The organism is Kitasatospora sp. NPDC093679 (assembly GCF_040683455.1).
Lineage (GTDB): Bacteria > Actinomycetota > Actinomycetes > Streptomycetales > Streptomycetaceae > Kitasatospora > Kitasatospora arboriphila.
In genome coordinates, this window is record NZ_JBFBDW010000042.1 from 56,319 (window position 1) to 68,152 (window position 11,834).

Consider the following 11,834-nt stretch of genomic DNA (forward strand, 5'->3'; position numbering starts at 1 on the left):
CGCGCCGGGCGCCGGGCGGACCCGAACACCCGTCGTACAGTCCACATTCCGTCAGATGATGTTGCTCTTCGGCCAGTCGCGGCTGGTACCGTGCTGCCGTCGGCGGCCAGGTCGTGCGGAACCAATTGATGACGGACAGTCAACAAGCGGTATATCCTTCCCGCTCGTCCCCGCCGGCACCCGTCGACTCGCACGGGCTCACGCCGTCTGCACCCGCACGAGGAATCAGATGCCAGGCATACCGGCCCAGCGCCCCGGCCACCGCGCCGGCCGCACCGGCTCCCTCCGTACCTCCCTCCTCCCCCTGGTGCTGGTGCCCTGCGCCGGCCTCGCCGTCGCCTGGGGGTACGCCGGCGTCCTGCTGCTGCACGCCGGGCAGGACCTGGCGTTCGCGCTCGGCACCGCCGTCGTGGCCGCGGTGCTGGCCTGGAGCCTCGTCCAGGGCCGCCGCACCGCCCAGGTGCTCACCGCCAGGGTGGACGGCCTGCGGGAGATCACCCGCACCCTCGCCGAGACCGAACTGCCCGGCGTCGTCCGGCAGATCGAGGCCGGTGAGAGCGTGCCGGAGCCGGCCGACGGCCGCACCGCCCGCCGCTCCGGCGGCGACGAGATCCAGCAGGTCGCCGAGGCCGTCGACGCCGTCCGGCGGACCGCGGTCGCGGCCATCGTCCAGCAGGCGCAGAGCCGCGAGGGCACCAAGAAGGTCTTCCTCAACATCGCCCGCCGCACCCAGGTGCTGATCCACCGCCAGATCACCATGCTGGACGAGCTGGAGCGCCGCCACGAGGAGCCGGAGCTGCTCAAGGAGCTGTTCGCGGTCGACCACCTGGCCACCCGGATGCGCCGCAACGCCGAGAACCTCGTCGTCCTCGGCGGCGCGCTGCCCGCCCGCCGCTGGCGCAACGCCGTGCCGATGGTCAACGTGCTGCGCTCGGCGGTCTCCGAGACCGAGAACTACGCCCGGGTGGTCGTCCAGGGCGTGCCGCGCACCGCGCTGGCCGGCCAGGCCGTCGCCGACGTCATCCACCTGGTCGCCGAACTCATCGAGAACGGCACCACCTTCTCCCCGCCCTACACCCAGGTGCTGGTCTCGGCGCAGGAGGTCCCCAAGGGCCTCGCCGTCGAGGTCGAGGACCGCGGCCTCGGCATGTCCGAGGAGGAGTACGAGCGGCTCAACGCCTACCTCGCCGACCCGCCGGAGCTGGACGTCGCCGCGCTCGGCGACGACCTGCGGCTGGGCCTGTTCGTGGTCTCCCGGCTCGCCGGCCGGCACGACATCCAGGTCGCGCTGCGCCCCTCGCCCTACGGCGGCACCCGCGCGGTCGTCCTGCTGCCCACCGCGCTGCTGGAGGCCGCTCCGGCGCCCACCGGCTTCCCCGGCCTGCCGTTCGGCGCCCGGGTGGCCGAGCAGCCCGCCGCCCGTCCCGCGGGCGGACTCACCGCGGGCGCGCCGATCCCCGGCCTGCCGGGCGCGGTGGTCTCCGCCGTGCCGTTCCGTGCGCCGACCGCGCCCGACCTTCCCGTCGTCCCGGCACAGTCCGCGCCTTCGGCCGAATTTGCCGAGCCCGTGGCGCCCGAGCCGGCTCCGGTCGCCGAACGGGCCGTCCACGAGACCGCCCCGGAGCCGCGCGAGCTGCCCACCCGGCGGTCGCAGCCGCCCGCGCTGCCCGCCGCCGGGACCTCCTACGTCCGTCCGGCCGTGGCCGAGCCGCCCGCCGCCCCGGACGTCCAGGAGCTGCAGGACCCGCAGGACCTCACCGCCGGGGGCGAGCTGCGCACCCCGAAGGTGCTGCCGAAGCGGGTGCGCAACGCCAGCCTCGCCGACCAGCTCCGCGAGGCCGCCGCGGCCGAGCGCGCCACCGGCGGCGGCACCCCGGCCGCCGGCGCGGCCGCCCGGCCGGCCCGGCCCGCCCCGGAGGACGACCCCTCGCCGCAGCGCTCGCGCGCCACCATGGCCGCCATCCAGCGCGGCACCCGGACGGCCCGCGACAGTGCGCCGCCGAAGGCGTTCCCCGCCGAGGAGCCCGCCGGGGCCTCCGCCGAGACCCCCACCACCACCGCACCCGACCATGCCCCTGCTCGCGAGGACCAGCCCTGATGACGACCCAGCACACCGAAACCCAGCGCGATCTCAACTGGCTGCTGGACGAGTTGGTCTCCCGGGTACCGGAGACCAGGCACGCCGTGGTGCTGTCCGAGGACGGGCTGCTCGTCGGCATGGACAAGAACCTGGACCGCGCCGACGGCGAGCACCTCTCCGCCGTCGCGTCCGGGCTGCAGAGCCTCGCCCGCGGCGCCGGCCAGCGCTTCGACGGCGGCCGCGTCCGGCAGACCGTGATCGAGATGGACCACCTGTTCCTCTTCGTCACCACCGCGGGCCAGGGCGCCCGGCTGGCCGTGCTCACCTCCGAGGCGGTCGACGCGGGCCTGATGGCCTATGAGATCAACATGCTCGTCAAGCAGGTCGGTGCCTACCTCACCGCCGCGCCGCGCAGCGATGCGGGCCGGGACCGGGCGGGTGACCTTGCGTGACCCCCGAGGAGGCGTGGTTCGACCGGGAGGCCGGGCATCTCGTCCGCCCTTACGCGATCACCGGCGGGCGGACGGAGTCGGGCCGCACCGACTACTCGCTGATCACCCTGGTGGTCACCGCCGACCCGCGCGTCGACACCACCCGGCTGGGGCCCGAACCGGCGGCGATCCTCGGCATGTGCCGGGAGCGGCCGCTGGCGGTCGCCGAGATCGCGGCCCAGCTCGACCTTCCGGTGAGCGTGGTCAAGGTGCTGCTCGGCGACCTCGCCGACGCCTCGCTGATCATCACGCGGGCGCCGGTCCCACTGGCCGAGGTGCCGGACCTGGCCCTCGTCCAGGCCGTCATCGACGGCGTGCGCAATCTCTGAACAGCTGAGGAGCAAGCACGATGACCCAGAGCCTGGTCCCCGGGGCGGTCAAGATCCTGGTGGCCGGCGGTTTCGGCGTGGGCAAGACCACCATGGTCGGTTCGGTCAGCGAGATCGAGCCGCTGTCGACCGAGGAGCGGATCACCCAGGCCAGCGTCGGCGTGGACAGCCTCGACGGCGTCCGCGACAAGTCGACGACCACGGTCGCCATGGACTTCGGCCGGATCACCCTCCGGGACGACCTGGTGCTCTACCTCTTCGGCACCCCGGGGCAGTTCCGCTTCTGGTTCATGTGGGACGACCTCGCGCTGGGCGCCCTCGGCGCGATCGTCCTGGCGGACACCCGGCGGCTGGAGTCCAGCTTCGCCGCGGTCGACTACTTCGAGCAGCGCGGGGTGCCCTTCGCGGTCGGCGTGAACTGCTTCCACGGCCGCCGCGAGGCGTCCGCCGAGGACGTCCGGGCCGCGCTGGACCTCGACGAGTCGGTGCCGGTGGTGCTCTGCGACGTCCGCGACCGGGCCTCCAGCAAGGAGGTGCTGCTCGCCCTGCTGGACCGCGTCCGCACCGGAGCCCTGGCGGCGGCGGGCCGGCCGGCCTGACCTGGCGGGGAGTGGGGGCAGCCACCCAGGGGCGCTGGGCGGCTTGACCTTCGTGGCTGTCCCCGCGTCAGGCCGGGGCGAGTTGGAGGACGGCGATGCCTGCCACCACCACCGCCCCGGCGGCCATCCGGGCCACCCCGAGCCGCTCGCGGAAGACCAGGGCGCCGATCACCGCGGCGATCACGATGCCGGTCTCCCGCAGTGCGGCGATCGTCGCCAGGTCGCCGTGCGCCTGGGCCCACACCACCAGCCCGTACGCGGCGAGCGAGAGCACCCCGCCGGTGACGCCCTGCACCCAGCCGGGGCCGGGCTCGCAGAACAGCGAGGGGCCGCGCAGCAGCACGGCGGTGAGCAGCATGCCGGCGCCCTGCAGGACGAACAGCCAGGCGATGTAGCCGAGCACGGTGGTGGAGGTCCGCACGCCCGTCCCGTCGACCACGGTGTACCCGGCGATCATCGCACCGGTGCCCAGGGCCGCGGCCACCGCGGGCAGTCGGGTGCGGCCGGGTACGCCGTCGGCCAGCGCCAGCCCGGCCAGGCCTGCGGAGATCACCAGGATGCCGGCCCACTGGCCGGTGCCGAGCGGGCGGCCGAGCACCAGCACCGAGAGGGCGGCCACCAGCCAGGGTGCGGTGCCGCGGGCGAGCGGGTACATCTGCCCGAAGTCGCCCAGCCGGTAGGCCTGCAGGAGCAGCAGTTGGTAGAGCACCTGGAGCACCGCGGAGGCGGTCAGGTAGGGCCAGGTGCGGGCGTCGGGCAGCGGGGCGAGGCAGGCGAGCAGGACGCCGCCGCCGAGGAAGGCCGCGTTGATGAGGGCGAAGCCGACCACCTTGTCGGGGAGGGCGTGGGCCAGGGCGTTCCACACCGCGTGGAGTGCGGCCGCCACCAGTACGACCACCGGCACCATTGTTGCGTCCATGCCCGCTCCCGTCCCCGTCGCAGACGTCCGAGGGTACCAACCTGTGCGAACGTGACGAATCATCAACGCGGCTGCAGGAAGATCGCGTTACGGTCACGGTCCTGCCAGGATGGCGGCATGTCCACCACCACCGGGCCCGTTCCCGCCCTGCCCGCGCAGCCCGCCCCGGCGGACGGCGGCGCCGACCCGGCCGGCCGGCCCGCACCGGCCCGAGGGCCTGCCGAGGCCGAGCGGCCCGCCGCGGTCGAACGGCCGGACGAGGGCGGGCACATGATCGTCTGCGGTCAGGACACCCTCGCCCTCCGGCTCGCCGTCGAACTCACCACGCTGTACGGCCGCCGGGTCACCGTGGTGGTGCGCTCCCTCCGGGAGGGCCAGAGCCCGCAGATCGCCGCGCTGGCCGAGGAACGGCGGCTGCCCGTCCGGGTGGTGGAGGCCGCCGAGCCGAGCACCGCGGTGCTCGCCGAGGCCGGCATCCGGGAGGCCGCCGCGCTGGCGCTGACCGGCTCCGACGACCAGGCCAACGTGCAGGCCGCGCTGCGGGCCCGCCGGCTCAACCCCGGGGTCCGGCTGGTGCTGCGGGTCTACAACCGGCGGCTCGGCCGCCGGGTCGGCCAGCTGCTCGACCGCGCCGCCGCGGCCCGGACGCCGAACGGCGGGCCCGCACCCGAGGCCTCCACCACCGTGCTGTCCACCTCGGCGACCGCCGCGCCCGCCCTCGTCTCCGCCGCCGTCTCCGGCCATCCGGCCGTGGTGCACGTCGACGGCCGGCTGCTGCGGGCCGCCGAGCTGCCCCCGGACACCCCGGCCGCCGGCACCGAGCTGGCCACCCTCGCCCTCCTCCCCGGCGGCCGGGGCCGCTCCCCCGTGCTGCTGCCCGGCCCGGGCGCGGCGCCGCCTCCGGATGGCCGTCGGCTCGTCCTGGAACTCCTCGGACACCCCGAGGAACGGCGGCCGCGCCGCCGTCTGCCGGGCCTGTCCGGCCTGCCGGTCGCCGCACTGTTCTCCCGCCGGCTGCGGCTCGCGCTGGGCTCGCTGACCGCCCTGCTCGCCCTGTTCGCCGGCCTCACCTCGGCCCTCACCGGGGAGAACCCGGTGCACACCGCCTACCTCGCGGTGCTGGACGTGATCGCGATCGCCGACCCGGCCACCGCCGACACCCCCGCCCGCAAGGTGCTGCAGATCCTCACCGCGCTCAGCGGCCTGCTGCTGATGCCGCTGCTCACCGCCCTCGCCCTGGAGGCGCTCGGCACCTTCCGGGCCGCCTCGGCGCTGCGCCGCCCGCCGCGCGGGATCTCCAACCACGTGGTGCTGCTCGGCCTCGGCCGGGTCGGCAGCCGGGTGCTGGACCGGCTGCGCGAGCTGGACCTGCCGGTGGTCTGCGTGGAGAGCGACCCGACGGCCCGCGGGGTCGCCCGGGCCCGCGCCTACGGGGTGCCGGTGGTGCTGGGCGACGCCACCCAGGAGGGGGTGTTGGAGGCGGCCCGGGTGGGCCGGGCCCGCGCGATGCTCGCGCTCACCAGCAACGACTCCACCAACCTGGAGGCGGCGCTGTCGGCCCGCGAGTGCAATCCCGAGGTGCGGGTGGTGATGGGCCTGTTCGACGACGACTTCGCCGCCGACGTGTACCGGGCGCTGCGCGACTCGTACCCGTCGGCGGAGACCCGCAGCCACAGCGTCTCGTTCCTGTCGGCGCCGGCCTTCGCCTCCGCGATGATGGGGCGGCAGGTGCTGGGCGCGTTCGCGGTCGGCCGGCAGGTGCTGCTGCTCGCGGCGGTGGACGTCGGCGGCCATCCGGAGCTGGCCGGGCGGACGGTCGCCGCGGCGCACTGCCCCGGGCACTGGCAGGTGCTGGCCCTGGACGTCGCCGAGCCGGAGCGGCGCGCCCGGGACCTCGGCCTCGCCTACCGGGCCCGGCCGGAACTGCGCTGGAACCCGCCCGCGGAGCACCTGCTCGACGCGGGCGACCTGGTGGTGGTCGCGGCCACCCGGGAGGGTCTCGGCCGGCTGCTGCGCCACTGACCCGGACGCGGGGACGCCGCGGGCCCGGCCGCACCCGGGGCGTCCCCGCGCGGCCGGGCCCGTCGGCCGGGCGTCAGCCCTTCTGGATCGCCCAGAACTCGTCCCAGTTCAGCAGGCCGTCCTTGCTGGTGTCGGCCTTGGCGATGACCGCCTGGGCCACCGGCACGGTCACGTAGGGGTCGCCCATCTCGGCCATGACCTTGGAGTACTCCTCCGGCGAGATGAACCCGTCCCCGTTGATGTCGAACCGGCTGAAACTCGCCTTGGCCTTGTCGATGTCCATCTCGGCAGGTGCTCCTTCTGGGTGATGCGATGACGCCCGTACGATACCGGCGCCCGGTGGCCGCGAGGAGCCCCACCACCCCTGCGGGCGATCCGATGGCCGCCCCGGCCGGGCCCGGCCAGACTGGGGAGGTGCCCGAACTACCGGAGGTGCAGGCGCTGGCCGAGCGGATGACCGAGGCCTGCGCGGGCCGCTCGCTGGCCCGCGTCGAGGTCCTGTCGGTGCAGGTGCTGAAGACCTTCGACCCGCCCCCGCAGGCACTGCAGGACCGGCCGGTCGCCGGGGTCGGGCGGCACGGCAAGTTCCTCGACCTCGCCACCGACGGCGGCCCGCACCTGGTGCTGCACCTCGCCCGGGCCGGCTGGGTGCACCGGCGGGCGTCCTTCCCCGCGAAGCCGCCCGGCCGGCGCGGACCGCTGGCCCTGCGGCTGGTCCTCGACGACGGCTCCGGCTTCGACGTCACCGAGCAGGGCGCCACCAAGCGGCTGGCCGCGTACGTGGTCGCCGACCCGGCCCGGGTGCCCGGCATCGCCCGGCTCGGCCCGGACGCGCTCGCCGTCACCGAGGAGCGGCTCGCGGGGCTCGCCGCCGGCACCCGGCAGCGGCTGAAGACCTTCCTCACCGACCAGGCCGTGATCGCCGGGGTCGGCAACGCCTACTCGGACGAGATCGCGCACCGGGCGAAGCTCTCGCCGTACGCGACGGCGGCCACCCTCACGCCCGAGCAGCTGACCGCCCTGCACGGGGCCCTGCACGCGGTGCTCGGCGAGGCGCTGGAGCACGCCAGGGCGGTGCCCGCGGACGGCCTGAAGGCGGAGAAGAAGGCCGGGCTCGCGGTGCACGGCCGCGAGGGCGAGCGCTGCCCGGTCTGCGGGGACACCGTGCGGTCCGTCGACTTCGCCGACTCCTCGCTGCAGTACTGCCCGACCTGCCAGACCGGCGGACGGACGCTCGCCGACCGCAGACTCTCCCGCCTGCTCAAGTAGTGTGCTTGAATCTGCTCGATAAGAGTCGATTGCAAGCATATTTGCGCAGAATGGGGGATCGACCGTGCTGCTGGTGGTCACACCGAACCCGGCCCTGGACGTGACGTACACCGTGCCGGCGCTGCGCCCGCACACCACCCACCGGGTCGGCGCGGTCGCCGCGCAGGCCGGCGGCAAGGGCGTCAACACCGCCCGGGTGCTCACCGCACTCGGCCACCGGGCGCTCTGCGTGCTGCCGCTCGGCGGCCCGACGGGCACCGCCGTCGCCGCCGACCTGACCGCCGCCGGACTGCCCCACCGCGCCGTGCCGGTCGCCGGGGACACCCGGCGCACCGTCGCCGTCGCGGACGGCGACGACGCCACCCTCTTCAACGAGCCCGGGCCGCGGGTCTCCCCCGCCGAGTGGCGACGGCTGGCCGCCGAGGTCGCCGCCGCGCTCCCCGTCGCCGGCGTGCTGGTGCTCTCCGGCAGCCTGCCGCCCGGCGCCCCCGGGGACGGCTACCGCGAACTCGTCGCCCTCGCCCGGGACCACGGGGTGCCGACCGTCCTGGACGCCGACGGGCCCGCGCTCACCGCGGCGCTCCCCGCCGGGCCGACCGCCGTCAAACCCAACGCCGCCGAACTGCTCGCCGCCACCGGCCGCACCGACGTCCCCGCGGCCGCGGCCGAACTCCACCGCCGCGGAGCCGGCGCCGTGGTCGCCTCGCTCGGCCCCGAGGGCCTGTACGCACTGACCGGCGAAGGGGCCTGGCGGTGCGCGCCGCCCGAGGCCGTGGCCGGCAACCCCACCGGCGCCGGCGACGCCGTGGTCGCCGCACTCGCGGTCGGGCTGCTCACCGGAACACCCTGGCCCGCCGTGCTCGCGGAGGCCGTCGCCCTCTCCGCCGCCACCGTGCTCGCCCCACGCGCCGGCCACTTCGACCGGGCCGCGCACCTCCGCCTCCGGGAGACCACCACCGCCACGGCGGTGCCCGCCTGACGGAAGGTCAGCGGGCGCCGGCCTCGCCCAGCCAGCCGAGCGCGGCGACCTGGATGCCCGCCTGGAAACGGCTGCGGGCGTCCATCCGGACCATCAGGTCGGCCATCATCCGCCGCACCGTCCGCAGCGAGACGCCGAGCCGCTGCCCGGCCCGCTCGTCGGTCAGCCCCTCCGCGAGCAGCCGCAGCAGTTCGCGCTCCTGCGCGGTCAGCCCGTGCGGGTCGCGCTGGACGCTCTCGCCCAGCGGCCGGGCCTGCTCCCAGACCTGCTCGAACAGGGCCCGCAGCGCCGCGATCACCCCGGGGCTGCGCAGCAGCACGGCACCCTTGCGGGCGTCCTCCGGGTCGATCGGCACGATCGCGGTCGCGTTGTCGACCAGGATCATCCGCAGCGGCAGCGTGGGCACCGTGCGGACGGCCCCGCCGAGTCCGTGCAGCCAGCGCGCGTAGTGCACGGTGGCCGGGTCGTTGCGGACGCTGTCCTGGTAGACGGTGCGCATCCGGACACCGCGCTGCAGGGTCTCCTGGTCGAGGACCCGGCTGGCCTCCATCACCTGCGGCGGCTGCGGCCCGCCCGGCGCGAACGACAGCACCTCGGCGGCGGCGTCGGAGGCGAGTTGGACGAGGCGGTCGCGCACCTCGTCGAGACTGCTGATGAGCTCGATGCCGGGCTGGTTCGCCGGCGCGTGGACGCTGGCGTACTCGGCGATCAGGCCGGCCATCGCGGCCCTGCTGCGTTCGATCTCCTGCTGGCGGCGGGCGGCCTCGGCCTCCTGCCGGGCGAGTAAGGTCGCCAGCCCCAGCTCCGGATTGACGGCCCGCCAGCGGTCGCTGGCACCGGTGGGTCTGGTGAGCGCCAGGTCGGCGAGCCGGTCGAGCGCAGCCCGTACCTCGGAGTCGGCGCACTCCAGCCGCTCCGCGATGCCGCGGGTGTCGAGCTCCGGGTGCAGGAGCATCGTTCTGTAGACGGCTTCGCCGAACGGATCGAGGCCGATCGGCGCCACCCCGCTCAACAGCCCGCCACCACAAGTGCGAACACCATCACACCCTCCCCCGAGCGGGTCGACCGGCGGATCCGACAGGGCGCGAGCATATCGCCACCGGCTCGAACACAGAACACTCTTGCGGGCAATCCCGACGGTCCGATGGATGAACCGTGAACGGACGCGGACCCCCGTCGCGCGTTCTCCACGGTAGCGCCGCCACCGGGGCCGCCGACCGGCGGTGGCATGTTGCTGCCATGCGGAGATCTGACACCGGCCGTCGCAGCCAAAGGTGTTGTGCATCCGTCAGGCTGGACGACGTGTATGCGATCCGCGTCCACCTGGCGGCGCGGAGCGGCCGGCCGCTCCGCGCACCGGTGGAAGCCGCCGTGCGGGCCGGGCTGGAGCGCGCGCTCCGGGGCCCCGCCCGGCTCAGCCACGCGCGCATCCGGCAGTCCGCCGACACCCTGGACGCGGTCGTCTTCGTCGACGCCGGATCACTGCTGGAGGCCGAGGACCGGCTGCGCGACGCCTGCCGCGAACTCCTCGCCGAGGACGGCGGACTGAACGACTGGGAACTGCGCTGCTGCGAGGCCGACCCGTGGATCGCGCTCGGCCTGCACGCCCTGCCCAGCCGCCCCTGACCGGCGGCCCCACCGCCGCGGGCGCCGCCGCCCCAGTGACCCGGCGAGCTGGCCTCAGGGTGTCACGGCACTGTGGTGCCAGCTCCGGCTGCTGACACGGACCGGCCGGAGCGGCCACTCTCATGGTGTCGGCGGAACGACGGACCGCGACCGGGACAGCAGCCCCCACCGGGGCCCGGAACGGACCACCCGTCACTCCGCCCCCTGACACCACCGCACCCCGGAAGCAGCCCGGGGTACAGCCGAACGCGAGAAGATCGGGCATCCCCATGACGCAGAAGGTCCGTTTCATCACGATTGTCGCCCTGGGTCTCGGCGTGCTCACCGGCGTGGCCACCACCGCGCAGACCGGCGGCACCGGCACCGCCTACCGCGCCGACGGCGACACCACCCCTGCGCCCACCTCCACCGGCACCCCGCTCCCCCCGCTGCCCACCGGCCACCAGGACACCTGGGGCTGGGGCTGAACCGAACCCTGCACCGCCCGCGACCGCCCCGCACCGGCGCCGGCCCCGCGACCCGGCCGGCCGGCCCCACCCGCAGACCGAGACGACGACGCCCACGAGGTAGCCGGATGACCACCGTCCTGGAAAGCCCGCTCCACCCGGCGGCCCCCACCGCCCACGGCGCCACCGCCGCCGTCCGCGTCCTCCTCGCCGACGGACACCACCTGTTCCGCAGCGGGCTCGGCGCCCTGCTCGACCGGGAGAGCGACCTCGCCGTGGTCGCCGAATCCCCCACCGCCGAGGAGGCCGCCGCCGAAGCCGCCCGCACCAGGCCCGCCGTCGCCGTCCTCGACCCCGACCTGCCCGGCCCCGGCGGCCCCGCCACCGCCGCCCTCATCCGCGACCGGGCACCGGCCACCGCCCTGCTCCTGCTCACCGCCCAGGCCCGCACCGCCGACCTGCAGCGCGCGGTCGCCGACGGGGTCGCCGGAGTCCTGCTCAAGGACGTGCCGCCCGCCGCACTGATCGCCGCCGTACGGGAACTCGCCCGCGGCGGACGGGTCTACGACCCCCGGTTGGTCGTCGACGCCGTCCGCGGCGACGCCTCCCCCCTCACCCCCCGGGAGGTCACCGTGCTCGGCCACGTCGCCGACGGCTCCACCATCCACGAGGTCGCCGCCGCCCTCTCCCTCTCCCCCGGCACCGTCCGCAACTACGTCTCGGCCGCCATCGCCAAGACCCGCGCCCGCAACCGCTGCGACGCCATCCGCATCGCCCGCGAACGCGGCTGGCTCTGAAGGGGATTGATTGAGGGGCGCGTGGGGGCACCTCCCGGCCGAAGGCTGAGGGAGAACTGCGCAACCCGGGCTGCGGGCCAACCACTTAGGGGCGCGGGGAACTGCGCAATTCGGATGTGGTCCACCTCTCGACATCGCGTCGACCCGAAAATGGGCCGGCCCGACTCGACAGGTGCACCTTCTCCGAATTGCGCAGTTCCCCGCGCCCCTGTTGGGCTCGGCCCTACCCCCTTGCCTCGGCGACCATGTCGGCGAAGCCGTGGGCGGTGCGGGGGAC

13 protein-coding genes are annotated in these 11,834 nt (G+C 75.4%); 10 read left to right on the forward strand and 3 right to left on the reverse strand.

Annotated features, from left to right (window positions below; all coding sequences use genetic code 11):
• The first annotated feature begins 229 nt into the window (after positions 1 to 229).
• From AB0O09_RS28100 to AB0O09_RS28115, 4 genes are read left to right on the forward strand one after another with little or no spacing between them, the layout of a single operon-like run.
• Positions 230 to 2,098, forward strand: a complete 1,869-nt coding sequence (locus AB0O09_RS28100; RefSeq protein WP_363546019.1) for an ATP-binding protein — start codon at positions 230 to 232, stop codon at positions 2,096 to 2,098.
• Positions 2,098 to 2,532, forward strand: coding sequence for a roadblock/LC7 domain-containing protein (locus AB0O09_RS28105; RefSeq protein ID WP_030265945.1), 435 nt, complete (start codon positions 2,098 to 2,100; stop codon positions 2,530 to 2,532). The genes AB0O09_RS28100 and AB0O09_RS28105 overlap by 1 nt, the downstream gene beginning before the upstream one ends.
• Complete coding sequence (locus AB0O09_RS28110) at positions 2,529 to 2,900, forward strand: DUF742 domain-containing protein (protein WP_263102871.1); 372 nt, start codon at positions 2,529 to 2,531, stop codon at positions 2,898 to 2,900. The genes AB0O09_RS28105 and AB0O09_RS28110 overlap by 4 nt, the downstream gene beginning before the upstream one ends.
• A gap of 20 nt (positions 2,901 to 2,920) precedes the next feature.
• Positions 2,921 to 3,499: an ATP/GTP-binding protein gene (locus AB0O09_RS28115; RefSeq protein ID WP_363546023.1), complete on the forward strand. Its 579-nt coding sequence runs from the start codon at positions 2,921 to 2,923 to the stop codon at positions 3,497 to 3,499.
• A 67-nt stretch (positions 3,500 to 3,566) separates the two neighbouring features.
• Here the strand turns inward: AB0O09_RS28115 and AB0O09_RS28120 are convergent, their stop codons facing one another.
• A complete protein-coding gene (locus AB0O09_RS28120) occupies positions 3,567 to 4,418 on the reverse strand; it encodes an EamA family transporter (RefSeq protein ID WP_363546025.1) in 852 nt (283 codons plus the stop codon).
• 117 nt (positions 4,419 to 4,535) lie between these two features.
• Between AB0O09_RS28120 and AB0O09_RS28125 the strand changes: the two genes are divergently transcribed.
• The gene (locus tag AB0O09_RS28125; protein ID WP_363546028.1) at positions 4,536 to 6,440 is read left to right on the forward strand and encodes an NAD-binding protein; all 1,905 of its coding nucleotides are present in this window, start codon (positions 4,536 to 4,538) and stop codon (positions 6,438 to 6,440) included.
• A 73-nt stretch (positions 6,441 to 6,513) separates the two neighbouring features.
• Here AB0O09_RS28125 and AB0O09_RS28130 read toward each other — a convergent pair whose 3' ends face one another.
• Positions 6,514 to 6,723, reverse strand: a complete 210-nt coding sequence (locus tag AB0O09_RS28130; RefSeq protein WP_344623649.1) for an EF-hand domain-containing protein — start codon at positions 6,721 to 6,723, stop codon at positions 6,514 to 6,516.
• Between the two features lie 131 nt (positions 6,724 to 6,854).
• Between AB0O09_RS28130 and AB0O09_RS28135 the strand changes: the two genes are divergently transcribed.
• Positions 6,855 to 7,709, forward strand: coding sequence for a DNA-formamidopyrimidine glycosylase family protein (locus AB0O09_RS28135; RefSeq protein WP_363546031.1), 855 nt, complete (start codon positions 6,855 to 6,857; stop codon positions 7,707 to 7,709).
• Between the two features lie 64 nt (positions 7,710 to 7,773).
• Positions 7,774 to 8,688: a 1-phosphofructokinase family hexose kinase gene (locus tag AB0O09_RS28140; protein WP_363546033.1), complete on the forward strand. Its 915-nt coding sequence runs from the start codon at positions 7,774 to 7,776 to the stop codon at positions 8,686 to 8,688.
• 7 nt (positions 8,689 to 8,695) lie between these two features.
• Here the strand turns inward: AB0O09_RS28140 and AB0O09_RS28145 are convergent, their stop codons facing one another.
• Positions 8,696 to 9,691, reverse strand: a complete 996-nt coding sequence (locus AB0O09_RS28145; protein ID WP_363546050.1) for a LuxR C-terminal-related transcriptional regulator — start codon at positions 9,689 to 9,691, stop codon at positions 8,696 to 8,698.
• Between the two features lie 299 nt (positions 9,692 to 9,990).
• Here AB0O09_RS28145 and AB0O09_RS28150 point away from each other — a divergent pair, with 299 nt between their 5' ends.
• From AB0O09_RS28150 to AB0O09_RS28160, 3 genes are all read left to right on the forward strand, one after another.
• Positions 9,991 to 10,314 carry a hypothetical protein gene (locus AB0O09_RS28150; protein WP_363546036.1) on the forward strand — a complete coding sequence of 108 codons (324 nt, stop codon included), beginning with the start codon at positions 9,991 to 9,993 and terminating at the stop codon, positions 10,312 to 10,314.
• Between the two features lie 269 nt (positions 10,315 to 10,583).
• Positions 10,584 to 10,781 carry a hypothetical protein gene (locus tag AB0O09_RS28155; protein ID WP_359982929.1) on the forward strand — a complete coding sequence of 66 codons (198 nt, stop codon included), beginning with the start codon at positions 10,584 to 10,586 and terminating at the stop codon, positions 10,779 to 10,781.
• 107 nt (positions 10,782 to 10,888) lie between these two features.
• The gene (locus AB0O09_RS28160) at positions 10,889 to 11,557 is read left to right on the forward strand and encodes a response regulator transcription factor (protein WP_363546039.1); all 669 of its coding nucleotides are present in this window, start codon (positions 10,889 to 10,891) and stop codon (positions 11,555 to 11,557) included.
• Positions 11,558 to 11,834: the final 277 nt, after the last annotated feature.

Coding starts and splice junctions, on each gene's coding strand:
- AB0O09_RS28100 (WP_363546019.1), top strand. CDS start 230: ATGCCAGGCATACCGGCCCAGCGCCCCGGCCACCGCGCCGGCCGCACC.
- AB0O09_RS28105 (WP_030265945.1), top strand. CDS start 2,098: ATGACGACCCAGCACACCGAAACCCAGCGCGATCTCAACTGGCTGCTG.
- AB0O09_RS28115 (WP_363546023.1), top strand. CDS start 2,921: ATGACCCAGAGCCTGGTCCCCGGGGCGGTCAAGATCCTGGTGGCCGGC.
- AB0O09_RS28120 (WP_363546025.1), bottom strand. CDS start 4,418: ATGGACGCAACAATGGTGCCGGTGGTCGTACTGGTGGCGGCCGCACTC.
- AB0O09_RS28125 (WP_363546028.1), top strand. CDS start 4,536: ATGTCCACCACCACCGGGCCCGTTCCCGCCCTGCCCGCGCAGCCCGCC.
- AB0O09_RS28130 (WP_344623649.1), bottom strand. CDS start 6,723: ATGGACATCGACAAGGCCAAGGCGAGTTTCAGCCGGTTCGACATCAAC.
- AB0O09_RS28155 (WP_359982929.1), top strand. CDS start 10,584: ATGACGCAGAAGGTCCGTTTCATCACGATTGTCGCCCTGGGTCTCGGC.
- AB0O09_RS28160 (WP_363546039.1), top strand. CDS start 10,889: ATGACCACCGTCCTGGAAAGCCCGCTCCACCCGGCGGCCCCCACCGCC.